The 24,697-nt window shown below is 47.3% G+C and carries 21 protein-coding genes; 7 read left to right on the forward strand and 14 right to left on the reverse strand.

Translation table 11 applies throughout. The annotated features are described in order from the left end of the window. Positions 1-473: 473 nt before the first annotated feature. From F461_RS0115870 to ybgF, 3 genes are all read right to left on the reverse strand, one after another. On the reverse strand, positions 474-1,442 hold the full coding sequence (locus tag F461_RS0115870; protein ID WP_020002144.1) for a tyrosine recombinase XerC: 969 nt from the start codon (positions 1,440-1,442) through the stop codon (positions 474-476). Between the two features lie 115 nt (positions 1,443-1,557). Then, positions 1,558-3,240, reverse strand: coding sequence for a DNA-processing protein DprA (gene dprA / locus F461_RS18850; RefSeq protein ID WP_020002145.1), 1,683 nt, complete (start codon positions 3,238-3,240; stop codon positions 1,558-1,560). A 9-nt stretch (positions 3,241-3,249) separates the two neighbouring features. Further along, positions 3,250-4,353, reverse strand: coding sequence for a tol-pal system protein YbgF (ybgF, locus tag F461_RS18855; RefSeq protein WP_020002146.1), 1,104 nt, complete (start codon positions 4,351-4,353; stop codon positions 3,250-3,252). Positions 4,354-4,616: 263 nt separating this feature from the next. Here ybgF and F461_RS0115885 point away from each other — a divergent pair, with 263 nt between their 5' ends. Together F461_RS0115885 and F461_RS0115890 are read left to right on the forward strand one after the other, a co-directional pair. Further along, positions 4,617-5,618 carry a hypothetical protein gene (locus tag F461_RS0115885; RefSeq protein WP_020002147.1) on the forward strand — a complete coding sequence of 334 codons (1,002 nt, stop codon included), beginning with the start codon at positions 4,617-4,619 and terminating at the stop codon, positions 5,616-5,618. Positions 5,619-5,936: 318 nt separating this feature from the next. Continuing rightward, positions 5,937-7,007 carry a branched-chain amino acid aminotransferase gene (locus F461_RS0115890; protein WP_020002148.1) on the forward strand — a complete coding sequence of 357 codons (1,071 nt, stop codon included), beginning with the start codon at positions 5,937-5,939 and terminating at the stop codon, positions 7,005-7,007. 393 nt (positions 7,008-7,400) lie between these two features. On the opposite strand, the gene F461_RS0115895 is transcribed toward F461_RS0115890, so the two are convergent. The 4 genes from F461_RS0115895 to argF form a co-directional block, all read right to left on the reverse strand. After that, positions 7,401-7,661, reverse strand: coding sequence for an RNA recognition motif domain-containing protein (locus F461_RS0115895; protein WP_020002149.1), 261 nt, complete (start codon positions 7,659-7,661; stop codon positions 7,401-7,403). Between the two features lie 427 nt (positions 7,662-8,088). Beyond that, entirely contained in the window at positions 8,089-9,468 is a 1,380-nt protein-coding gene (gene argH, locus F461_RS0115905; RefSeq protein ID WP_020002151.1) for an argininosuccinate lyase, read from the reverse strand. 9 nt (positions 9,469-9,477) lie between these two features. Then, positions 9,478-10,674, reverse strand: a complete 1,197-nt coding sequence (locus tag F461_RS0115910; RefSeq protein ID WP_020002152.1) for an argininosuccinate synthase — start codon at positions 10,672-10,674, stop codon at positions 9,478-9,480. Positions 10,675-10,825: 151 nt separating this feature from the next. Continuing rightward, positions 10,826-11,731, reverse strand: a complete 906-nt coding sequence (gene argF, locus F461_RS0115915; protein ID WP_020002153.1) for an ornithine carbamoyltransferase — start codon at positions 11,729-11,731, stop codon at positions 10,826-10,828. A gap of 545 nt (positions 11,732-12,276) precedes the next feature. Between argF and F461_RS0115925 the strand changes: the two genes are divergently transcribed. Both F461_RS0115925 and F461_RS0115930 read left to right on the forward strand, forming a co-directional pair. Then, the gene (locus tag F461_RS0115925) at positions 12,277-13,023 is read left to right on the forward strand and encodes a UPF0280 family protein (protein ID WP_020002155.1); all 747 of its coding nucleotides are present in this window, start codon (positions 12,277-12,279) and stop codon (positions 13,021-13,023) included. A gap of 114 nt (positions 13,024-13,137) precedes the next feature. Then, on the forward strand, positions 13,138-14,637 hold the full coding sequence (locus F461_RS0115930) for a cryptochrome/photolyase family protein (protein ID WP_020002156.1): 1,500 nt from the start codon (positions 13,138-13,140) through the stop codon (positions 14,635-14,637). On the opposite strand, the gene F461_RS0115935 is transcribed toward F461_RS0115930, so the two are convergent. After that, entirely contained in the window at positions 14,618-15,514 is an 897-nt protein-coding gene (locus F461_RS0115935; protein WP_020002157.1) for a DMT family transporter, read from the reverse strand. The two genes, F461_RS0115930 and F461_RS0115935, sit on opposite strands and share 20 nt — an antisense overlap. A 734-nt stretch (positions 15,515-16,248) precedes the next feature. Here F461_RS0115935 and F461_RS0115945 point away from each other — a divergent pair. The 3 genes from F461_RS0115945 to F461_RS0115955 all read left to right on the forward strand — a co-directional run bounded on the left by F461_RS0115945 (position 16,249) and on the right by F461_RS0115955 (position 18,274). Continuing rightward, positions 16,249-17,277, forward strand: a complete 1,029-nt coding sequence (locus F461_RS0115945) for a TDT family transporter (protein ID WP_020002158.1) — start codon at positions 16,249-16,251, stop codon at positions 17,275-17,277. Between the two features lie 288 nt (positions 17,278-17,565). Then, positions 17,566-17,862, forward strand: coding sequence for a hypothetical protein (locus F461_RS0115950; protein WP_020002159.1), 297 nt, complete (start codon positions 17,566-17,568; stop codon positions 17,860-17,862). Positions 17,863-18,073: 211 nt separating this feature from the next. After that, on the forward strand, positions 18,074-18,274 hold the full coding sequence (locus F461_RS0115955; protein WP_020002160.1) for a hypothetical protein: 201 nt from the start codon (positions 18,074-18,076) through the stop codon (positions 18,272-18,274). A gap of 61 nt (positions 18,275-18,335) precedes the next feature. Here F461_RS0115955 and F461_RS0115960 read toward each other — a convergent pair whose 3' ends face one another. The 6 genes from F461_RS0115960 to F461_RS0115990 form a co-directional block, all read right to left on the reverse strand. Further along, positions 18,336-19,487, reverse strand: coding sequence for a Bcr/CflA family efflux MFS transporter (locus F461_RS0115960; RefSeq protein WP_020002161.1), 1,152 nt, complete (start codon positions 19,485-19,487; stop codon positions 18,336-18,338). Positions 19,488-19,912: 425 nt separating this feature from the next. Next, positions 19,913-21,586, reverse strand: a complete 1,674-nt coding sequence (locus tag F461_RS0115970; protein ID WP_020002163.1) for a ribonuclease H-like domain-containing protein — start codon at positions 21,584-21,586, stop codon at positions 19,913-19,915. Between the two features lie 20 nt (positions 21,587-21,606). Further along, complete coding sequence (locus tag F461_RS0115975; RefSeq protein WP_020002164.1) at positions 21,607-22,284, reverse strand: molybdate ABC transporter permease subunit; 678 nt, start codon at positions 22,282-22,284, stop codon at positions 21,607-21,609. 5 nt (positions 22,285-22,289) lie between these two features. Beyond that, positions 22,290-23,018: a molybdate ABC transporter substrate-binding protein gene (modA, locus tag F461_RS0115980; RefSeq protein ID WP_020002165.1), complete on the reverse strand. Its 729-nt coding sequence runs from the start codon at positions 23,016-23,018 to the stop codon at positions 22,290-22,292. 440 nt (positions 23,019-23,458) lie between these two features. Next, positions 23,459-23,809, reverse strand: coding sequence for a hypothetical protein (locus F461_RS0115985; RefSeq protein WP_020002166.1), 351 nt, complete (start codon positions 23,807-23,809; stop codon positions 23,459-23,461). Continuing rightward, positions 23,806-24,669: a universal stress protein gene (locus F461_RS0115990; protein WP_020002167.1), complete on the reverse strand. Its 864-nt coding sequence runs from the start codon at positions 24,667-24,669 to the stop codon at positions 23,806-23,808. The genes F461_RS0115985 and F461_RS0115990 overlap by 4 nt, the downstream gene beginning before the upstream one ends. Between the last annotated feature and the right edge of the window lie 28 nt (positions 24,670-24,697).

Consider the following 24,697-nt stretch of genomic DNA (forward strand, 5'->3'; position numbering starts at 1 on the left):
TCGTTCATAGAACTAAGAAAACAAAAGCCCGTCACAATGTGACGGGCTTTTGTTTTTGTTTTTGTTTTTGTTTTTTTGCCTGCGGCGCTTTTTTGAGTTTGTATGCCTCCGGCGGGCAAGGGCTCTGCCCTGCACCCGCAAGAGGGACGCCCTCTTGACTGCGAATTGCGAGAACAGCCTACTATCTCAAACAATTCCGGCTTATCCCCACTCTTTTTACCATAATACATTGTATTGTATGAGTTGCACCTCTGGCACAGGCAGGTCGTATCCTCGCAGCCTATCCGCCATGACCTTTATCTAACAACAATCTTTCTATAGCTAACCCGAAAAAAAACTTTAAAAGAATAGAAAACATTCCCCTAAAAGGGTCAAGGGGCGCGCCCCTTGCGGGTGCAGGGCAGAGCCCTTGCCCGTCGGAGACCCGCCGGAGGCTCGTCGAAGACCTTCCAAAGACGTAACAAAGAAAAAGCTTATCTTTTCCCGCCCGGATGCGCTTTGTCGTACACTTCGACAAGCTTGGCGATGGTAAGGTGTGTGTACCGTTGCGTTGTTGTGAGTCGAGCGTGCCCGAGCAGCTCTTGCACGCTGCGCATGTCGGCTCCCGCTTCGAGAAGATGTGTTGCGAAGGAATGGCGCAGGCTGTGTGGTGACACTGCTTGCGGCAGCCCTACGCGCTTGCAGAGGTCTTCAATGATCCGTACAGCTTGGCGTCGATTCAGTCTACCGCCACGGGCACCGAGAAACAGTGCCGGCTCCTGCCCTGTTGAATCGAGTTTGTTCCGTACAGAAGTCCATGCGGTTATGGCTTCTTTAGCGGTATCTGAAAGTGGGACAACACGTTCTTTTTCCCCCTTCCCTGTCACGCGTACGATACCGGAATTGGTATTAATGTCGTGAAGATTGAGACGCAATGCTTCGGAAATACGTAGTCCGGAACCGTAAAGAAGTTCCGCCAGAGCAAGGTCGCGTAGCAGTTGCTCTTTACCGTAGGCACGCTTACGGGTGGATTCTGCTTTGAGTTGCTTCCTCTTATTCAGTACTTCAAAAGTTTGGTCTACATTAAGTGCTGTCGGGTGTTTCTGCGGCGCTTTCGGATTCCGCACCCCGTCTGTCGGGATATTTTGAATGAGCTTACGCTTTGCCATGTATTTAAAGAAACCGCGCAAAGCAGATAGCTTACGTCCCATGGACGTTTTTCCAATCTGCACACGATGCAACTCTGCTAAAAAGCCGCGAATATGCTCCCGCTTAACCTTTTCGGGTGTATCCAGCGTATTCTGTGTCCGGTGCAGGTATGTTTCAAACTGATATAGATCACGCGCGTACGCTTCCACCGTGGCGCCGGAGTATCCTTTTTCAATACTCAAGTGCCCAATGTACATTTCCGCCATATCAGGAAGTTCGGGGAGTTCACCGTCAAAGTTATCGTCCGCAAACATGTTCTTCTCCATCTGAACAACGACTATTTTCAAAATTCTTTTTAGGCAAATCAAACACTGTACAGAGCACATAGGACGAAAACGCGTTTTTTAAAAATGCAGAACGGACAGCAAGCTACACTTTTGCATACTTCATCCCCGGCAGCTTTCTTACCTGACCGGAAACCTCAAGCATCAGCAAAGCAGTACTTATCTGCGAGACAGGAACGGAAGTCATTCTGCTGAGCACATCAATGTGTACCGACTCCTCACCTGTAAGCAGCAGCACAATCTGTTCATCAAGCGGAGCATTGGGGTCGATGACTTTTTCTTCTAACGGCAAAATATCGGCGTGCACCCGTAATGTAGGTTTCGGTAGCACCACCCCGTCCTCATCAGCCTTATTTATCGCAAAAGCAGATCCACGCTCGTGATGATCTGACCCCGGTTCACCTGAAACAAGCCCGCTTGCGCTAGAAGCACCGTCAACGGAATTCGTCAACGGGATCTCAATCACCTCAGGAATCGCCTGAAGCTGCTCTTCAATACTCAGTTCGTGTTCTGCGGCTGTTTCTTCCGGTTCTACATCACTTGAATGAACGGCTGAATTGACCAGTTCAACAGTATCGTCTGAAACTCCGTGTTCAGTCGAAAATTCGTCCGGAATGTTTTCCGATTCAGCAAAGGTCGCGCTATCATGACGTGTTGAAGATGCAGAGTTCGTTGGCTGTTCTGTTTCAACAGGGGCATTTACTGAGTCAGTCTCAGCGCCTACAGCAGCTACTCCCGTTGTTGTGACCGATTCTGGAAAATCCGGCATTGGAGCCACCGCCGAAGGCTGCACTGACGACCTTACAGACGCGACATTCCCTGTTCTGGTGAAGTTATCTAGCGAAATTCCGAGCAACGGTGCAATAGATACAAGAATATCGTCGCAGGAGAACACTGCGGTTGCCCCCTGACGGATAAGATCATGACAGCCGGATGAAGCACGCGATTGCATACGCCCCGGTACAGCAAAGACCTCGCGCCCCTGTTCAAGCGCATGACGGGCAGTAATCAGGCTGCCGCTTTTAGGCATTGCCTCAATGACAAGTACTCCCAGCGACAACCCGCTAATAATGCGGTTTCGTAAAGGAAAATTACGTCCTTCAGGCGGCATATTAGGGGGAAATTCAGTAACAAGAATGCCGCGTTCTGCAATACCGAAAAATAAGTCACTATTTTCCGGCGGGTAGATATGCGAAATACCGGTACCAAGCACCGCAACAGTGCTTCCCCATCCAGAAAGCGCATGAGTATGGGCAACAGCATCAATACCACGCGCAAGACCGGAAATCGTGGTTACGCCGCAAGCAGACAACGTTCTGCTGAGCACTTCTGCGGTACGGATACCGTCCTTTGAGCAGCGTCTGGAGCCTACGACCCCGATGGCCGGATTCTTCAGTAGTGAAAGATCGCCTTTGTAGTACAGAAAAAGTGGAGGGTCAGGAATTTCGCGAAGCAGTTCAGGATACGCAGGGTCAGACCATAGAAGCACCTCGCAGGCAACCTGCGCAGCGTTTTCCCACTCTTTTTTCGCCTGTTCCCGCCAGCGGTTGCTCAATACAGCTTCCACCACTTTGGCAGAAATAGAAGCCCGTGCAGACCAGCCTTTAATATCATTCATAGCGGCATTGGCGGAACCATACTCGACCAATAATCGTTTGGCAGTTCTGAACCCGATACCGGCAGTATAGCGGAGAGCCAGAGAAGCCCAAAAATCTTCGCGTCTGTCTTCCGACAACGTCGCAAGACAGCTTACAGGAGTTGCATTCATATCAATTTTCTAAATACCGGAAAGCATTTTACGGGCAAGACGCGCCTCGTTCGATTTTGGATATTTCTCAACTACTTTTAAAAGATATCGACGCGCTTCAGATAATTCATTCATCCGCTCAAAGGAATACCCAATTTTTAACATTGCTGATTTTGCCTTGCTGCTTTCGGGAAAACGATTCAGCACTTCGCGGAACACATCCACAGCAATGAGATAATCTTTTTGCGAATAGTACGCCTCACCCACCCAATACACAGCATTCGGTGTAAGCGGATCCCGCGGAAATTCTGTTAAAAATTCTTCAAGACGTTCACGTCCTTCTACGTAGCGCCCTTTTTCAAGCAACTCTAGCCCGTGCTTATACATGGAGGTCGAACCTGTTTTCTTTGCAGGAGGCCGCACTGTTTTTTTAGGAACCGGAACATCAGAATGCTGAGCAACAACGCGCGGCGCAGAGCTTGGCTGCGCATCTTTTGCCGTTGGGGAAGGTGTGGAAACCTCTTGCGATGAAGAAGGCACGGATGCTGCCGCTGCCTGAGGAGAAGACGCCTCGGACGGCTGGGCAGAAGAACTTGCCTTTTCGTCTACTTGTGGCTGGGCAGAAGACTTTGTGAAAGGGTGTACAGGGCTGTCCGCATTAGTAGGAGCAGGAGGTGTTGCTGCTTCCGCTACTGAAGGCTTGGCCGATGTTTCATCTTCAAGTTGCTGTTCGTCTGCAACAGCCTGCGAGTCTGCTTCATCCGCATTTTTTGTTGCAGGTTGTGCAGATTCATTTGCAGACGGTTCAGGATCGCCGTCATTGTCAACGCTTGTAGCGGCCGCTGTATTTGCGCCATCTGTTGGCGAAAAGACATGCACCTCCGGTGTAAGTTGAACAGATTCAGCTATCATTTCTTCTTGCGTTGGGACAGGAAGACCAAGTTGCTTTTCTAATTTTGCTATGCGTGTCGAAAGACCGGCTTCGCGTAATGCGGCTCTTTCTCTAAAATCCAAAAAGCGTTGTTCCAGATTTTCCATCCGCCATTTCGTGCTTGCTACTTCCGTATGCATAGAGGCGGTACTACACCCGCAACATACTAAAATAATACTACCTACAAACAACCGCCTTTTCATTGCCGCTCCTCTATACCTGCCTGTTGCTATCAGGCTGTTTTCTCAATTCAGCCCCGTGCAACTGCATTTCAACCAAATTCAGCGTACAGCATACCTGCAATTTGTTTTCAACTGAAGTTATTTTTTCAGGAAAACACAGCTGTTACACCATTTTTAGTGCATAGTAGTAGTGCAGGAAAACTTGCTTTTCGCGTATAAATGGTGCAATAAACCTGTGCTCGGCATAGAAGCCGTGCAAATGCACCCAAAGGAGTTCTTGTAGCATGAATGGGCTACTCAACGATCCTCAGTATTTAGGACTTAGACTTGCAGGCTTCCTAGTCATCATGGCTATCCTTGCCGCACCGTCTCTTCCTCTGATTTCTGCTATCAGCCAAGGCATCGCTAAATCTCAAAAAAAGAGTTTTTACGATAAATTCGGCAAGCAGTTTACCCGTATGTGCCTCATTTACGGAGGCACGGCACTGGCAGTGCTCACCCTTGGATTTGCCCGTTACCTGACAATTGATCCGGTAATGTTGCAAGGCCCGTATCAATTACCACTTATTCTCTCGACGGGTGTTACCATACTCGCCGTAATAGTGTTAACCGTCTATTTCAAGGCTTGGAAGACAATGCGCAAACAAAAAGGTGCGCATATCCTCCTCGGGCTGTTAAGTTCCGTGTTGCTTTTCGCAGCAGTTCTCTGCGTCGCAATGGTAGCAAACGTCTTACAGTCTCTGGAATACTTTCTTCCTTCCATGGGAACGCCGCTTGAAATCCTGACGGCACTAATTTCGGCTGCAAGCTCTAAAGCATTCATCACCTATATGAGTCTTGGTATCATCACAGGCTTTGCCCTGTGCGGTACTTTCGGGCAAATGTACCTGCTCGCACGCAGAGACAAAGACGATTTTGGTCGTGATTACTATAAGTTTGCCATGCCATACGCAGCAAAATGGGCTATTGGCGGTACGATACTTCAGATTGCAGCATCCATCGTAATGCTTGTATCAACCCAGTTGCCTATACTTATTGAACAAATCACTTCGAGTGCGCCGAAAGACCTGTTGCAGAATCCAATTGTAATGACTTGGGGCTTTGCCCTTCTTCTGCCTGTCTTTGCCTGCATTCTCTGGACATTTATTGTATTGAGCGCAACACCGATGCGTAGAAAAGTCAGCGTATACTGTGCTGGAATTATTATGATAGTTACTGATATCAGCCTGCTGTTTGCAGCCTACGTTGGTATCATGATGACTGTCGCACAGCCTGTAGTCAGCTAGCTTTCAACTCACTGCGAGCTTAAAAAAGCCCGACACCATGCAGGTGTCGGGCTTTTTTACTGCATCATAGATAATACATACGTTATATTAGTAATCCTTGAAGCATTTTTGCACTCCCTTATACTTAATCCGTCCTTGGCCCGACATTAAGTCTGCCCCCCAAAAAAAGGGAACCACCTTAAAGAACTTACACTTTTGTACAAAAGTCGTTGACAATATATATCGAACTGTTCAAATATTCTTCAGATTGAGTGAATATTGGTGAACCACCAATTTGAATTATAAACGGTATGCAACCGGACAGAAGAGGATTCTGGAATGGACTTTAAACTTGATTTACTCCCTGAGGAAAAACGAAATTACAACTGCTTGTCAGAGCTTGAAACTCTCTCATTCGGTCAGCTGCGCAGTGATCATATGTTCGTTGCTGAGTACGAAGACGGCGAGTGGAAAAACGCGCGCATAGTTCCTTATCAGAACTTCTCTATTGCCCCTGGCGCAATGGTACTCCATTACGGTCAGGCTCTTTTTGAAGGCGCAAAAGCATTTCAGCGCGATGGTGAACTCTACACATGGCGCTTTGACAAAAATGCAGAACGTTTGAACGAATCTGCACGAATTCTCTGCATGCCTGAAATTCCAGTCGATTTTCAGATTGAAGCACTCAACCGCCTACTCGATATTGAACGCAACTGGTGTCCAAAAGTTGAGGAATCTTCTCTGTACATTCGTCCGTTCATGTTCGCTACACAGGACTCCCTTGGTGTGCATCCTAGCTCTAAGTACATATACTGCATCATGCTTTCCCCAAGTGGCCCTTACTACGCAGGCGGCTTCAGCAATACTGTTACCCTGCTCGTAACCGAAAAATTCCACCGCGCAACCCCGGGTGGTACCGGTGCTGCTAAAGCATGCGGTAACTACGCTGCTTCACTGCGTGCGCAGGAATTTGCAAAATCAAAAAATTGTGCTCAGGTACTCTATCTTGATACCACCAATACCTATCTTGAAGAAGTTGGTGCAATGAACCACTTCCATATCATGAAGGACGGATCTATCATCATTCCAGAATTTACCGACACAATCCTTAAGTCCATCACATCTCAATCCGTGTTGGAACTTTTCCCGAATGCTCGTCAGGAACGCATCAAAATTGCTGACTTCCTCGAGCAGATTGAGAATGGCGAAATCATCGAAGCCGGCGGTTTCGGTACCGCAGCAGTAATTACCCCAGTTGGTAAATACGTAACCGACGACGGCAAAGAATACGTAGTAGGTGACGGCGAAATCGGTAAACACACCCGCGCCATCTACGAAAAATACGTAAGCATGCAGCGCGGCGATATTGAAGCTCCAGAAGGATGGCTCGTTCAAGTTCCTCACTACTAGCAGCTGCACTCCTTGGTCATACAAAGGCGCCCTTTCGAGCGCCTTTTTTTATGCCGGAAGATCACATTTTGTCTCTGTCATGTCCGAGCCGTGTTGCCTCCGGCGGCTGGGGGAAACCCTTTTTCAAAAGGGTTCTCCCCCAGACCCCCTTCCTAAAACTTTTACTTGCGAGACCAGCCCGTTTCATACAATTGCATGCGGCTTATGCGAACTACTTTAAGAGAATAACGCAGTGTTTTTTCTAGCACCGGCTACCCCTCTGTGCAGAGTTGATCAGCGCGGCATCTCGACTCCCTGATTCATTATCAGTGTAAAAGAACACAAAAAAGTCCCTGCCTTGTGGAAGGCAGGGACTTTTACACACCGAAATTTGTTGTAACAGCTAAAAAACGGTTATGAGCGACGCGGCTCGCGTGCTTTAGCTTCGGAAAGAGTTGCTGGACGACCCATCAAGTTTTTACCATTGAGGGTTTCGATTGCAGCATCAGCTTCATCGGCATCCATATCTACAAATGCAAACCCGCGGGAACGACCAGTTTCCTGATCTTTCATAATGCGCACACGGATAACCGTGCCACATTCTGCAAAGAAATTGCGTAAATCATCGTCTTCAGCGGACCATGCAAGGTTACCGACAAAAATACTTTTTACCATCTAGATTCTCCATAAAATTTCACGGTTCTCCCGTGGTTCTGCTGCAATATACCCAATTCAGCCATGGTCGCAACGAAAATATGTGCCTCCCAAAATATCCCGCCGCAACGGTCAGGCCAAAAAAATTTCATTACTACGCCTACAGCACCGGAACGAAACCAGCAGGAATTAATAAAAAATACCACACTATGGTCATACATTTAGGAACTCAATATATCCGATACGTAAGGTAGTGGGACATAAGCCGCGAGGTTCCGCAAAAAAAGTGCTGACCTCGCAAGTAAAAGTTTTAGGAAAGGGGTCTGGGGGAGAACCCTTTTGCAAAAGGGTTTCCCCCAGCCGCCGGAGGCAAAAAAAGGCTGTTATTCAAACGGCACAAAAAAAGGGACAGCAAATGCTGTCCCTTTTAGATTCTATATTGTTCGACTTAGCTGAGCCAGCCGTTCAATTCTGCTATTTGTGCACGCACAGCATCGGGGCCGGTACCGCCCTGAGTTTTGCGTCGGGCAACAGCATTCTTGTAGGAGAGTACTTCGTACACATCGTCTGAGATAAGATCAGAAACAGTATTGAACTCTTCGATACTGAGATCTTCGAGTCCCTTGTTTTTGTCTTCAGCAAGCGCCACCGCAGCGCCTGTGATGTGGTGAGCTTCACGGAACGGAACACCTTTGCCTACAAGGTAGTCAGCGAGTTCTGTTGCGTTAAGGAAGCCCTGCTTGAGCACTTCTTCCATGCGTTTTGTATTAAAACGCAATTCAGAGAGCATACCTGCCATAATAGCGAGGGATGTTGATACTGTTTTATCAGTATCAATAAACGGCTCTTTATCTTCCTGCATGTCACGGTTGTAGGTCATTGGAAGACCTTTAACTGTGGCGAGCAGGTTCATGAGTGCACCGAAGGTACGCCCCACTTTACCGCGCATGATCTCCGAAACATCCGGATTTTTCTTCTGCGGCATGATGCTTGAGCCGGTGGCGTAGGCATCTGGCAGATAGATGTACCCGAAGTTAGGGTTTGCCCAGTATACAAGCTCTTCGTTAAGACGAGAAAGATGCGTCATAACGAGTGAACCGGCGAATAAGGATTCCAGAACAAAATCTCTGTCGGACACCGCATCCATAGAGTTTTTGAAGGTTCCGTACATGCCGAGTTCTTCTGCTACTGAGGCAGGATCAAGCGGATATGTAGTGCCTGCAAGTGCTGCTGCACCAAGCGGACACACACGAGCGCGTTTATCGCAGTCTACAAGGCGATCGAAATCGCGTGTAAGCATCCATGCGTAGGCAAGAAGATGATGTGCAAGGGATACAGGCTGTGCTGGCTGCATGTGAGTGCAACCCGGAAGCAAGGTATCCACGTGCTCTTCAGCCTGTTTTACAAGCTCAGCAACTACGCCTTTAATAAGCTCCTGCCATTCACGGATAGAATCAGAAACATACAGACGGAAATCAAGTGCCACCTGATCGTTTCTGGAACGTCCGGTGTGCAGGCGTTTGCCGGCATCACCAATGAGTTCGGAAAGACGGCTTTCAATGTTCATGTGAACATCTTCGTACTCAGTTTTCCACTGAAACGTACCGTCTTCAATTTCCTTTAGAATAGCATCAAGGCCGGATACAATAGAATCTGCATCTTCCTGAGAAATAACCTGCTGACGGGCAAGCATACGCGCATGGGCTTTAGACCCTGCGATATCCTGCCTGTAGAGGTTTCTGTCGTAGGAAACGGATTCTGTATATTCTTCTACGAGCGCAGCGGTTTTCTGACGAAAACGTCCGCCCCACATCTTTTTTTCTGCCATGATGAGAACCTATTTTTTGTAGCCGAGAAGACGTAAGCCCTGAAGCTTAATAAAACCGGCTGCGTCTGCCTGATCGTAAACATCATCCTCTTCAAAAGTAGCGAGGTCTTCGCGGTAGAGAGAGTAAGGAGACTTACGGCCAACAGGAATAACGTTACCTTTGTACAGTTTAATACGGACAGTACCGGAAACGTTTTTCTGGGTTTCATCAATAAGTTTCTGCATTGCTTCACGCTCAGGAGCGAACCAGAAACCATTATAGATGCATTCTGCATACTTAGGAATCATGGAATCGCGCAGGTGCATGGTATCACGGTCAAGGCAGATGCCTTCGAGATCGCGATGCGCAACATGCAGGATGGTGCCGCCCGGAGTTTCGTACACGCCGCGTGACTTCATGCCAACGAAACGGTTTTCAACCATATCGAGACGACCGACGCCGTGTTTACCACCAACAGTGTTAAGCGCTTTAACCATTTCGGCAGGGCTTAATTTTTCACCGTTAAGAGCAACAGGGTCACCGTTGATAAATTCGAGTTCAATGTATTCAGCTTCGTCCGGAGCTTCTTCTACAGGAACAGCCATGATGTAGGAACCCGGGCCCGGCTCAAGCCAAGGAGATTCAAGCTCGCCACCTTCAAAAGAGCAGTGAAGCATGTTTCTGTCCATGGAGTAAAGCTTACGGGATGCTGCAACAGGAAGCGGAATACCGTGCTGTTCTGCAAAGTTGTTAAGATCTGTACGGGAACGGAAGTTCCATTCGCGCCAAGGTGCAATAACTTTGATGGATGGATCAAGAGCCATTGCAGAAAGTTCGAAACGAACCTGATCGTTACCTTTACCGGTTGCACCGTGTGCTACGGCCTGTGCACCTTCTTCGTGTGCAATTTCGATAAGGCGTTTAGTGATAAGAGGACGCGCAATGGAAGTACCGAGCAGGTAGCGGCCTTCGTAGATTGCGTTAGCGCGCATCATCGGGAAGATGTAGTCGCGTGCGAACTCTTCACGGAGATCTTCAACGTATGCGCGAGTAGCACCGGTTGCCAATGCTTTTTCATCTACGCCGTCGAGATCTTCTTCCTGACCTAAATCAGCAGTAAGGGTAACAACTTCACAATTGTAAGTAAGTGCAATCCATTTAAGGATTACGGAAGTATCGAGCCCGCCGGAGTATGCGAGCACTACTTTTTTAATATCATTAGCCATTTCGTACCTTCCATTCTTTTATTGAAAAGCGGGACACATTACATGCCCCGCATCATATCTAACAACAAATCCCGATCACCCAGCAACCTGATGTAGCTGGCTGCATTGAATACTCATCCGCAGCAACAACACAGCATGGTTTCTGTTTGTCTTAATCTGCTTTGAATACCCATTCGAGAATTGCTTTTTGCATGTGCAGGCGGTTTTCTGCCTGATCCCATACAATAGACGCCGGACCTTCAAAAACTTCTTCGCTCACTTCTTCACCGCGATGCGCAGGCAAACAATGCATGAACTTTGCGTCAGGATGAGCAAGAGCCATCATCTTCTCATCAATCATGTATCCTGCAAATGCTTTTTCGCGACGTTTCTGCTCTTCTTCCTGTCCCATAGATGCCCATACGTCTGTATTTACGTAGTGTGCACCCTCAAGAGCCAGCTTTGGATCATGGGTACAGAAGATTTTAGCTCCAGCCTGCAGCGCAAAAGAAAGCAGTTCTTTATCCGGCTCGTAGCCTTCCGGAAACGCCATAAACAGCTCAAACGGAAAGTACATTGCAGCTTCAATCCATGAATTAGCCATGTTGTTGCCATCGCCAACCCATGCAACCCGTACTGCGTCAAAGTTAGGAGTGCGTTCATGAATAGTCAGGAGGTCACTCATAATCTGACATGGGTGCCCTTGGTCAGTCAGCGCATTAACAACAGGGATATCACCGTAATGTACCAGCTGTTCAATGTTTTCCTGACCGAAGGTTCGAACAATCATACAGTCATTGTATCGGGAGAGCACTCGAGCAGTATCTTTTAGCGGTTCACTTCGACCCAACTGGCTTTCAGCCGGAGTCATAAAAATAGTTTTACCGCCAAGGTGGTATACAGCTGTTTCAAAAGAAACACGTGTACGGGTGGATGCCTTTTCAAAAAGCATAATCGCTGTTTTGCCAGCCATAAGGTCACAACGGTAGTCTGTGTCCTTCATCTCTTTAGCGCGGGCAATAAGGTCATGCGCAGCTTGGCAACCCAAATCTCTGATACGTGTAAAGTGCTTGGTCATCATGACCCCCTGTAAGTGTGTGCTTTCCCAATAATGTCCTTAAAAAATGGTCTCAGAATTTCAGCAGATGAAACAGCGGGAACGCTCTTTCATCAGATTGAACAACCCTTGTGCAGTGCACGATGCTAAAAAAAGCCAAGATCGAAGCATACATAGATGTATGTGGGAATTTGGCTTTTTTGCAGCAACACCAGCTCGCCTTAACGGAGCTTCAACCTCTTGGAAACAAAGCCCCTTAAGATGTGTTGCAATATGCGGGTTTATTTTCAATCTGGAGATCCTTGCCGAAAATAACCTGAAGCCGGCAGTTTAGGCTTATTAGCCAATATTGTAAACCCAATGAGTGCGGATTTCTCATGGAATATCCACGGAAAATGCTGTTTACAGCACAGCCCGACGCTACATTAACCGGAACGCGCACAAACGCTGAACATTGAGCACAGATATATGCTTCAATACGCCTCTATCCTTCATCACTCCTTATGCAACCGTTTCCATTACAGTGTAGAGTTGCAAAATAGTGACTGCACCGGTATAGAATAACAATGAGCACAAAAGCATACAGCAATCCTTTACGACACTATCGGCAACAGTATACTCGGCACGACGATGAGCTGGCCTTTCAGGTTCTTGTCGAAGAGACAGATCTGCATGTAACCGCATGCAAGAACCTGTCTCTGGAGATAGCCGCGTATGTATCTGAACTACGCGGTATACTGAAATCCTACATCACGTTTCACCCCGAGTTTTTAGAAAGTTATTCGCCTGTTGAAGTTCCGGCACACGCAGCACTCATCATTAAGCGCATGGCAGAATCTGCCAGCATTGCTAATGTTGGGCCTATGGCAGCGGTGGCGGGCACTATCTCACAAATGGTGTGCGAAAAATTTGCATACCAAAGTACCGAGCTCATTGTTGAGAACGGGGGCGATGTGTACATGCTTTCTTCCAAACCAAGAATTGCAGGTCTCTTACCAGACCCGAACAGCGATGCCACGATCGGCATTAAACTGGATGATACAGACTTCCCTGTGGGCATCTGTGCCTCATCCGCAACCATCGGTCATTCTGTCAGCTTAGGTTCCGGTGAACTGGTTGCAGTCCGATCCAAAAATGGAAGTCTTGCAGACGCCTGTGCAACATCACTTTGCAATATGCTCAAACTTCCCGGCGATGTTGAGCGTGTGACAGAAGAAGCCGCACGATTGCAGCAGTATGGCATCGAAGGCGTTTTTGCCCAATGCGGTGACAAAGTCAGCGTATGGGGAAAAATGGAGCTAGCCGTTGTTTAATATTGATTAAACACAACCAACCAACGCAATTGCTGAATCTCGCATATCAACAAATCCCCGTCATAATGGAAGTAAAATAGAAGACCTGCTACACTGCTTCCATGAGGTGTTGATATGCGAGAAGCAGCAGTTATCTTTCCCCACCAGCTTTTTTTGAACCATCCTGCAGTGACGCAGAACCGTCCTGTCTTTTTGCTGGAAGAACAACTTATGTTCGGCGACTACCGCTGGCAAAAGAACTTCCACAGACAAAAGCTGATGCTTCATCGAGCCAGCCTGAAAGCCTATGAACACCATCTGCAACAGGCAGGGCATACCACCACATATATCCCCCACTCTCCCTCACCGGATATGCACAACCTGTTTGTGGCACTGGCAGATGCAAACATTACCCGCATATACATAGCCGCCCCTTCCGACTACTTACTGGAAAAACGACTTACACGCGGATGCAGCGCAAACAACATTACGCTGACTATAGAACCTACCCCTGCATTCTTTCTGCAAAAGAAGGAAGCCGAAGAACTTTTGGGAGACAAGCCGCGTCAATCATCATTCTATACAGCCCAACGCAAGGCACTGCAGGTTCTCTTAAAAGAAAACGGCAAGCCCGAAGGCGGAAAGTGGTCAATGGATGCCCAGAACCGCTATGCGTATGACGGAGTTGTTCCTGTTCCTCCACCGCCGCCTGATGTGACGTCCGAGTTTGCCATGGAGGCACAGGCGCATGTTGCAGCTACCTACGCGGAGGCATTCGGAGCAGACGCGCCGCTGCTCTACCCCCATACACACGAACAGGCTCAGCAATGGCTTCATGATTTCATCAAGCACAAGCTGCCCCATTTCGGCATCTATCAGGATGCCATACTGCACGACTACGACTTTCTCTTCCACTCCCTGATCTCTCCAGCACTGAACATAGGACTGCTCAGTCCGCAACAGGTACTCAACGCTGTACTGGACAAATGGAAAGAGGGAGATATTCCCCTGAATTCTATAGAAGGATTTGTGAGGCAGATCATCGGCTGGCGGGAATTTATGCACGCCACCTACTGCAAACTGGGGGTACAACAGCGGAATGCAAATTTTTTCAAACACACACGCCCCATCCCGCAATCATTCTACACAGGAACCACAGGCATCGTCCCGGTAGATACCGTCATCAACAGAGTGTTGAAACACGGGTATTGCCATCATATTGAACGGCTTATGATTCTGGGAAATTTCATGCTGCTCTGCGAATTCGACCCCACGCAGGTGCACTTATGGTTTCTGGAGCTGTTTATAGACGCCTACGACTGGGTGATGGTTCCCAATGTATACGGCATGAGCCAGTATGCAGACGGAGGACTCATAACGACCAAACCCTATATAAGCAGCAGCAATTACGTGCGCAAAATGAGCGATTTTCCTCAAGGGGACTGGTGTACCATATGGGACGGACTGTACTGGCGGTTTATTTATACGCACTATGAGCTGTTTGAAAACAACAATCGCACACGCCCTATGATCTGGGGATTGCAACGCATGGAAGAAGCGACGCTGCAAAAGCACCTTTCCGTGGCTGAAACCTATCTCGCCTCGCTACCGCCCGCTACTGACGGTTCGCGATAAAAATACCGCACACAATCAGGAGGCCGGAAACCCCGTGCACCCATGTGACAGCCTCACCTAAAATAAGCCATGCCTCAAGACCACAGAAAAGCGGTAAACTGTAATACACTATCCCCGCCTTAGACGGGCCTATGCTGGCAATGGCGTAGTTCCAGAACAGATAGGACAGAAGTGATGCACCGACACCGATATACAGGATCGCCCCCATAACGTGTGGTGCGGGCATGACTGGCGGTGCGTATGTCCATTCCCACAATACCCACGGAAGAAGCATAATCCAGCCGAGAATAAAGTTTGCACCAAGATATGCTGTAGGCAACAGCGCCACCGGCTTGCGTCGGACTAGTATTGTGTAGACTGCAAAAATAAGCGTGGCGAACAGCATCAACAGATCGCCTTCATTAAACTGCAATTGCAGTAATAAACCAAGATCACCGCGGGTTGTGAGCAGCACAACACCGCATATAGAAAGCACAACACCACACAGACGGGCGAGCGTAATTCGATCCTTTAAAAAAATATGCGCGAGAATGATAATGAAAACCGGAGAAAAAATGGCAATCAACGACAGGTTCAATGCGGTTGTCTTATGCCCTGCAATATAAATTAATGTGTTAAAGACTGTAACACCAAGAAATGCAGTAGGGACTAAGTGACGCAAACTTGCAAGCAACTCTGCACGCTGGCGGTACAATGCAGTCATTGCAAACGGCAGCAACACAACCGTTGCGGTTGTCCAGCGACAAAAAGCAAGAGTAACAGGAGCGATCTCACTTGATAATCCACGAGCAACAATAAAGTTGCCGGACCAGATAACAGTCGCCATCAACGCAAACAGGCATCCACCATAACGGGCAAGCTGAGAAGGCAAATTCATTCTATTCTCATTTTTAAAGCAGGTTAACAGGTACAAGAATTACTCAGTAAGGTAGTGAGTTACATAAAGCAAGCTCATTCCATAGCGGCTACCCATACGAATTGAATCACCTAATCAGATCATTCGATTTGTTCTCTCTACACAGATACGCTATCAGGGAAAAATCTATCTCAGGAAACTACTGAATGCAGTATTACGTCATCAACGCTGCATTCTGAAAAAAAAGATGACTCCGGACAATGAAGTTCTTTTTTCTGCAAAACGGGTTGCTGAACCAATAAGGCTTTGTTGTATGTTCAGGCTATAAGATTCTCCAAAACAAATTTTCTGACAAAGGTTGGCATATCTGGCGTAGTAATACCGATCCCCGCATCTTACTTACCCCCCCTGTAAGATCGAGGCCAACCACACGCACCTTGTGGTGTCAAACGGCCCCACCGTATCGACCATACTTGACAGCACAAGATGCTTCAGAAGCCAGAATCACACAAGCCGAACCGCAGGTGAAATTCTGGCTTTTGTTATATACCTATGCAAAGGAAATTCTAAACCCAAACGCTGCCCACCTTTTTTCTAAAGAAAAAAGTATTGAATATACAGCTTGTTAAAAAAGCTAACAATCGTTCCCAGATATACATTCAATTCAATTTACCAAAAAATTAAAAACATTAAACTATACTACATTTTAAATTATTCCTATAAGGCCTCACACATTCACTACAAAAGAGGTCGCAATGAACCACCCTAAATCTATTATTCGAGTCGCTGATATTCCTACTCCTACTGCCGGTCTTGCTCTGGGTATTGCCAGCCTTGGTTGGTGTTGGGAAAACGCAGCACCGTTTCACGGATACGCACAGTCAACAGGCGCAGCTATTGCTGCCGTATTGCTCATCGCGCTTCTTGCCCGTTTTGTTTTTTACCCTAAAACGTTGCTTAGCGATCTTTCTCACCATGTTCTTGGTAGCGTTGCACCAACGTTTGCCATGGCAACTATGGTTATTTCCAACACCGTTTCAAAAGTTGCTCCGTTAGCCGGCGAAACCCTTTGGGTTGCTGCTGTCGGAATTCACCTTATATTCCTTGCGATATTTATTTTCCACCAGATCAACGACTTTTCCTTGCATAAAATGGTTCCAAGCTGGTTTGTGCCACCTGTAGGTATTATCGTAGCAAACGTAAGTTTTGCAGGAACTCACTTTTACACCTTTGCAACATTATTGCTGTACTTCGGAATGATTGCATACGCCATCATGCTGCCGGTCATGATCTATCGCTTCATGTTCTGCAACGAAATTGCAGACGCAGCGAAACCGACTATTGCAATTATGGCAGCACCTGCAAGCCTCTCTCTTGCTGGCTACCTGTCTATGACACGCACCCCTTCAGCTCTTATTATTGCGCTGTTGCTCGGCATTGCGGTACTCATGACGTTTGTACTCTATGTCGCATTTACAAAGCTTCTTCGGCTTCCATTCAGTCCGGCCTACGCATCCTTCACATTTCCACTCGTAATCGGGTCAACAGCACTATATAAAGTCAGTGCATGGATGAACACTCAAGGATGGCAGCAGGAAGTAGTAAAACAGGTTTCAACCCTTGCAACGTTTGAACTGTACATCGCAACAATAATTGTTAGCTATGTCGCTATCCGCTTTATGCTCTTTTTCTTTCCGATGGGAGCAATTATGCCCCTCTTCAATAAAGAACATTTCGTTTTCAAAACTGTTTCTACCTTGCAAACACGACGCAGAGTTGCTTAGCAACGCTGCACACAAACACAAAATTGCAACACCAAAAAAGCCAACCCCGATATATGCACTGCATGTTAGGAATTGGCTTTTTTTATAGATTAGAAACAATACAGGCCATGTTAGTGACACTTTAAAAGATAAGTTCTAGTAAAATTTTTCTATATACAACGATTTGTCATAGCAGATTTTATTAAAACGGCTCACTTTGTCTATATCTGCCTACGTCCCCTTTACATTCTCACTTCATATCATTACAAATTTTGCAAACACAACCTCTTAGGAAAAGGTATTTACTTTATGCGTATCCTTAGCAAATGTGAACAGACTATTAAAAATGTATTAAAAGACAGCCCATACTGTGAAAAATACGTATGGGAAGAAGAAACTGCCGTTCCTAGAGAACAAAGTGCGGAATTAAACCGTGCCGACGGTATGGCTATGACTGTATTTATTGCTGAAATTCTGCAGGATAACAACGCCCCGTGCGTTGAAGAAGTCATCGGACTGTTGGAAGATTTTGTTCACGAATGCACCGCAACCGAAAAAAATGCCCTGCTGGTTGAATTAAGCAACGCGCTCAACAACGCCTGCTAACACCACAAAGGCTGTGGGCGGCGCATCGCGGCTGCTCGTCATTACATATGAGTCTGAACAGGATGCAGTGCAAGCCTCGCTGTAGTACCCGTTGACTTGCATTTTTCATCCCCCTATTAGGAACGTTCACGTTTATACAAACAAGCCACAAGGCTCTTACCATAAAGCGAGAATATTCATGAACGGATGCCGTAGATGTAATGATAATAAAATGTTAAACTACTACTGCGAAAAATGTGGCATGCTCGGATTTTCCAAAGGCCCTAACGGAGCATGGGTTGCCAACACTGGCGACGTAGTAAAAGTTGTTCAAGCTGGCGGAATTAAAAACGGCTGCCCTACATGCAGCAGTACAGTAACCGAACGCGAAGAAAACTTCTGCGTATGGTGTAAGCCGGAAGAAACCAACTAGGATTGCTATACAATAAAAGCCCCGCACAGTTCGCTGTACGGGGCTTTTATTATGCTGTTTACTAGGCTTTTTGATGCTTTTTACGCAGAAAGAACAACGCCACAAGAGGGATCATAGCGGAAGCAATACCCATTTCCCCTATGACTAACGGTTTGCTGGCCCAGTCAAAGGAAATAAACTGCATCGCGAGTGCCCCGAGGATGAAGTACGTAAACGTGAGAAGGGACGAAGCGGTTCCCACGTCGGTATCTACGGTTTCCAAGATCATATGGTTACTCACCGGACGACTAACCCCCATGGAAAACGTCATCATGAACATCGTAACAGCAAAGCCCGTAATCGTATTACAGAAAAAGCACAGGGCAATACTCGACAACAGGATGCCGGTAAGGGAACTCCGTAAAATCTCCATAGATGTCATATCGACACACAAACGGGAACAAAGCAACGATCCCAGCATAAAGCCGAAGGCGTTGCCCCCGAACAGCAACGCGTACTGCTGTTCGGTAAGTCCGAATGACACAATATAAATATCTGCGGAACCTGCAAGAAATGCATAGAAGCCTATTCCCATAAAGGAAAAGGTGAAGCAACTTAACGAGAACTGCATATTCGACAACACAGCGGCATAGCGGGAAATTACCTTCCACACAGAACCACGTATTTTCTCAAACTCAGGCTCTTTAAAGGTAAGTGTTCCGTACATTGCCAGCGTTGCAAGCACCGCCTGACATATAAAAATCCAGTTCCATGAAGTATATTTCAAAACGACACTACCAAACAATGGAGCCAGCATCGGGCACAGCGGAATAATAACCCCGATGTATGCCAATACCTTCTGACGTTCAACGCCCGTATAGACATCCTTTGCCAGAGCCATGGCAAGTGCTGAAGCTGACGCCGCTCCTGCTGCCTGAACAATACGGGCAGCCACAAGCAGCCAGATGCTCTGAGCCAAAGCACACAGAATACATCCGACAATATAGAGGGTAATGCCCCCCAGTAAGACTGGCCGTCTACCTACGCGGTCTGACAACGGCCCGTAGACCAACAGGAAAAAACTGAAAAACACAAAGAAAAGTACCAGCGACAAGTTTGCGGTAGCTAACGGGATCCCCATCTGTTCCTGAATAATAGGCAACGCAGGAAGATACATATCCGTAGAAAGCGCTGGAAACGCTGCAAGCAACGTAATAAAAACAAAATTAGACATATCTTTCCATGTACCCAAAGTTCAAATTACTACTAACCCACATGCAGGTCTTATTGCTGACGCTGCAAAAAAAATATGTCCTGCACAATAAGTACAGGACCACTAAACATATCTTACCGCACTCGCCCCCGGAAAAAAGAGGGCTTGCGACTATAAGCCGTTCTTAACACAATACACAAAGATACCAATACCTGCAGCAACGCCGGAAAGCATAATTACCCAGGCAAGCTTAGTGTAAAAAGGATCATTTTCTTTCATTGTGATGTTTATACCTTTTAGTAAAGAGCGCCGCCAATATAAACTGACTTTTTACGTATACTTTCGTACACCATTCTGATGAGGCACTCATACCCGCCACTGTGCATTATGTACACTGCAAAGGCTGCCGCAAACCAAATTATCAGCGTATTATTGTTAGACCACTCCTATCTGACATCAGGCACAATCAAAAAGCCTTCTTCCGCATTCCCCAAAGCTTCATATCTACCGCAAAGATAAAACAGTCCCACTATGGCAGAGGTGATGGCATCCAGCTCATCATGAGTGATCTTTGCACGCTTGCTCTGTTGCAACCTGTAGTGATGAAGGAAGTTCTGCCGTGCTTCCAATTCCTGCGGGGAAGTCAGGCGATCTTCTGACGTCCGATTGCCTGCGTAATTAGCCCAACTCTCTTTTGCGCGTATTTTTTTCGGCCTGCTCACTGTGGAATTGTTTTTTGCCTGCATTTCCTCTGTCTGTCGAGCTGCATCCTGTATAAACCGGCCGGTAATACCGAACTCTTTCAGCCCCTCAATAAGGTCTTGCAATCCTGCCTGCTTACGCGGAATAGAAAGGATATCCTGCGTTCCTCCGGGATATCCTTCAATAACTTCTAGACCATGTGCCCTGAATTTTTCCGCCAGCCCCATACCCCGCTGCGTCAACTTCTGCATACTGGGAATAAGACACGGGTAACTTGAAACTCCGCGCTGCTTCAACTGCCGTTCGCATTCACGCGTAATACCGCACTGCTCGCGCATCGGGTCGTCATCCCAGAATGATGTTCTGCCATGCGGGATACCGAGCGGCGAATCTATGGAAACAACATCCGCTCCGGCAGAAAGTGCCACTGCAATCATCTCTTCATCCGTTTTAACACGGGATGTTATAGCCGCATTGCCATGCAGAATGCAGAAGCCTGATTCCCGTTTTTCAGAAGCCACAAGGTCAATCCCGACAACGCACACATCATCAAGCGGTCTTTCCGCTTGCAGTGTACCATATGTCACAGCAGACGCCTGTTCACTCTTATACGCAGAGACGGTAATGCCGGAACGGGGTAACGCATCTTTCGTTTTTGCCCATCTGATTACACTTAATGAATCAGCAAAACGGACAGAAGACTGTACAGCATCGGGAATGGAAGCCTTGGCATACATGCGGCGAATACAGGCGTCCAACAACACTTTCTGCGCTTCAACATCCGCATGGTTATAGGTGATCATCCGCCGCAACGCAGAGTTGTTCCCGCGGCGATACCTGTGCCATAGCACTGATGCGGTCTCCGAAGTAGTCAGACGAACCAGCCCCGCAGCCTGTTCGATGGCACTTCTGCCACCGGAAAAACCTGCACGCTTTGCACTGTATCGCAGATCAATATGCACAACGGGTAAAACCAGTTCCGGAAAATGCTTCTGTATAAATTTGCAGTCATGCTGCGTGCCATTAAAGGTCACAAGAACCTTTGCGCGCTGTACAGCCTCCACAAAAGGAGCTGGATCCTCCCCTTCAACATACACGCCGTAGGAACTGCCAAACGACCAGCCAACCATGGTCAGAGAATCATAATACAGGCTGGTTCCTGTTGTTTCGGCACACAGAAACATCACATCATCAGGAAATCCCAAGGCAATTCTATACAATTCCGTCCCCGGCAGAGAACGCGCGAAAAAGTTCACGTTTCCCGTGCGCAGTGCATGGAAAGAATTCTGCAATGCCGGCACACGAGACTTCGGCGCTACGTTTTCATACAGCGCCCAGTCCGTTATCCCCTGTTCCCATAGGGATTGCTCCTGCCGTTTGCTGATTCCTTTAATATGAAGGAAGGTGTGTGTGATCATCGTAGTTGTGTTCGGTACGCCTATATCAGGTTAGGTGACGAAAGTTTTTTCAACGCAATAAAGATTATACAGGAAAAAACGGCCAAAATTGATGCGAGCACCACTGCCCTGTCAAATTCTCCGCTGAACACGGCATTGTAAATTTCAAGGGACAGCGTATTGGTTTTGCCAATAATATTTCCCCCCAGCATAAGGGTAATACCCACTTCACCCAATCCTCTACCGAGGGCAAGAAACCAGCCGGTAGCAATACTGCGCCGGATGTTGGGAAGAAGTACCAGCCAAAAGGTTTCCCAGTCGCTTTTACCCAGCACATGGGCTAGTTCCGCCAAACGGCGAACATCCCCCCGCAATGCTGTTTCAACAGATTTTACCATAAGCGGCAGCCCCGCAACAAATGATGCGATGACCACACCTGTAAAACTGAAGACTATATCCACAGGAAGCGCATGACCGATAAGGCCGGAACGCCCAAGCAGCATCAGCAGCACAAATCCCGTGGCAATAGGTGGAAACACCAGTGGCAGCGTCACAAGAAAATCCACAACAGAGCGCATCATGCTTTTTTTACTGGTAAGATAATAGCCAAGCAAAACGCCGCTTACTAAGTGCAGCAAACCAACAAGCCCCAGAGTCTTAACAGTAAGATACAAAGGAGCCGTGGTTTGCTGCTCTGATAAAATTGCAACAAAGTCCATACAGACTACAGTCCATGTTTACGAACGATAGCCTGTGCTTCCGGCGTGTTGAGGAACTGTAAAAAGTCCTGCTGCTCTTTTTTCTGCGATGCATTGGCAAGCACACCTACAACGATAGAAATCGGGGAATACAGTGAGTCATCCACCAACACATATCCGCCGAGCTTATCAGCAACATTCAACGCGTGAGTAAGGTTCAGGAACCCCATATCAACCTCGTTGGTTGCAATGTAGGAAAATACCTGAGGAACGGTGGAAACTTCCAGCAGTTTAGGCTGAATAGAAGGGAGCCTGCCACTGGACTGCAAAAATTCACGTGCAGCTTTTCCGTAAATAGCCTTTTTTGCATCAGGCAGAGCAATGCGACTTACGTGCGGGTTATCCAGATCTGCAACGGTTGATGCCTTTACAGATTTTGAAAATGCCAGCACAAGTTTTCCGCGACCGAGTTCCTGTGCAGATTGCATCGGAAGATGTGCTCTTTCCAAAAAGCTGCTGTCACCTAGAACCAGACCGACTTTATCTTTCTGTTTCGCCAACGTGGTCACACGGGCCATATTACCGAAAATAAGGTCAACAGTATGCCCAGTCTTCTGCGTATACGCAGAAGTAAGTGCAGTTACCATTTTTTTATATCCGGCACCGGAAGCCAGAACAACAGTATCTGCCCAGCCTGTTGTTACAGATGAAACAAGCAGGAACACGCCCAAGATCGCAATCCGAAGTAAATTCATAGTATTTGTCCTTAGATAGATACAAAAAAAATGACGGTATACTGATCATTTTCTATGTAAGGACAACCATGAAGACAACGGAGTCACGTAAACAATAAAAAACGTGACATTACTCTTACGACGGTTACTACAGGCAAATAGTACGACACAAAAGAATTTCTTCCCTTCTGTTTCTTCCCCCACAAAACTAAATGCCGCCTCCACTATATGAGGAGGCGGCAAAGGGCTGCAGGAGGAAAAAACAAGCAGCCGGTACGGAACAATTAGCCACATAAGTTGCATATGCCTCTTTCTGCCACAAGAGGCTCATGCAGTTACGTGTCCGAGGTAAATTTGTAATCTGCTTCTGTGTCAAAGAGACACGCGGAGCAGGTTCCGCTGTGGTATTTTTTTATAGGTTACTTGAGTAGATAGAACTTCTTTGAACTCACAACAAAAGCCTATAAAAATAGGCTCATAATGTAATCGAGCACGAACCAGCACGCACCTAGCAAGGCAAACAGCAAGACAACTTTACCAATTGCATTCTGCGGTTTTACCAGTTCAATCAGCTGCTTTTCGTCATCAATAGACTGCACGGTGTAATAGCGCGGCTTTTCGGACTTCATTGCAAACACAACAAGCCCACCCTTTACAACCTGAGACTCAGACAGCACCATATGGTCAAATTTCCGCTGCTCATTTGCGTCTACATCCATAAATGTGTAGGCGCTATACTGCATATTCTCCTGAGAAAGAGTATCCAGTTCTTCTACAGTCTCACATTCTTCTGCTGCTACACTTACGCTCATTGGGCCTGCTCCTTTACGATAAGTACGGGACACGCACTGCTATATACAAGTTTATGTACTACCCCGCCCACAAGAAGGTGGGAAAGCTTACTGCGTGAACACGCCCCTATGACAATCAACCCTGCATCACTCTTCTGAGCCTCTTCTACAAGAACCTCGTGCGGAGGATTGCCGTAGCGCACTGCCACATCAAAGTCTCTCACATCAGCAGAAGCAACGATATTTTTTATAGACTCCACGGCCAGTTCTGTTTTCTCGACAGCGGCACTTTCTACAACCGGAGATAGGCTGAACGCCTCCATATCCATTTCGTAAGCGATTCCAGCCGTCAGCCGTGAGCCATACCGTTCTGCCAGAGCACAAGCCTGACGTGCGGCAATGCCAGCTTCTGCACTTCCGTCATACGCTAAGAAAATGTTCTGCACTGACAATTCCTTGTCTCCGGTAATGATCAGCAGATCAATATCCGAATGACGCACAACCGTACCGGCAACTGAGCCGATCACAACAGAATGTAACAGCTGGGAAGAGTGTGTACCAAGGGCAACTATGTCACTGCCAAGAGCTTCTATCTGCTCTGCAAGCACATCCGCAGGGTTGCCCGTTAAAAAATGTCCCCGCACCTGCACACCATCTGCTTTGCACATGGCGACAGCATCATTAAGAGCGTTACGAATGCTGTCGTACATTTCGTACAACACACTTGCATCGCCTTGGATACGCAAATTCCCCTGATATTCCGGACAAACCGTAACAATATCAACTATGGAGTTTTCAGAACGTGCAAAGCGTGCTGCCTGCCGAACTATGTCCATTGAGGATTCTGCGCCGTCGAAGGCCACAAGCATTTTTTTATACATTCGTAACGCCCTTCTATACTTAGATGAG

The sequence above is a fragment of the Halodesulfovibrio aestuarii DSM 17919 = ATCC 29578 genome, from assembly GCF_000384815.1.
Lineage (GTDB): Bacteria > Desulfobacterota > Desulfovibrionia > Desulfovibrionales > Desulfovibrionaceae > Halodesulfovibrio > Halodesulfovibrio aestuarii.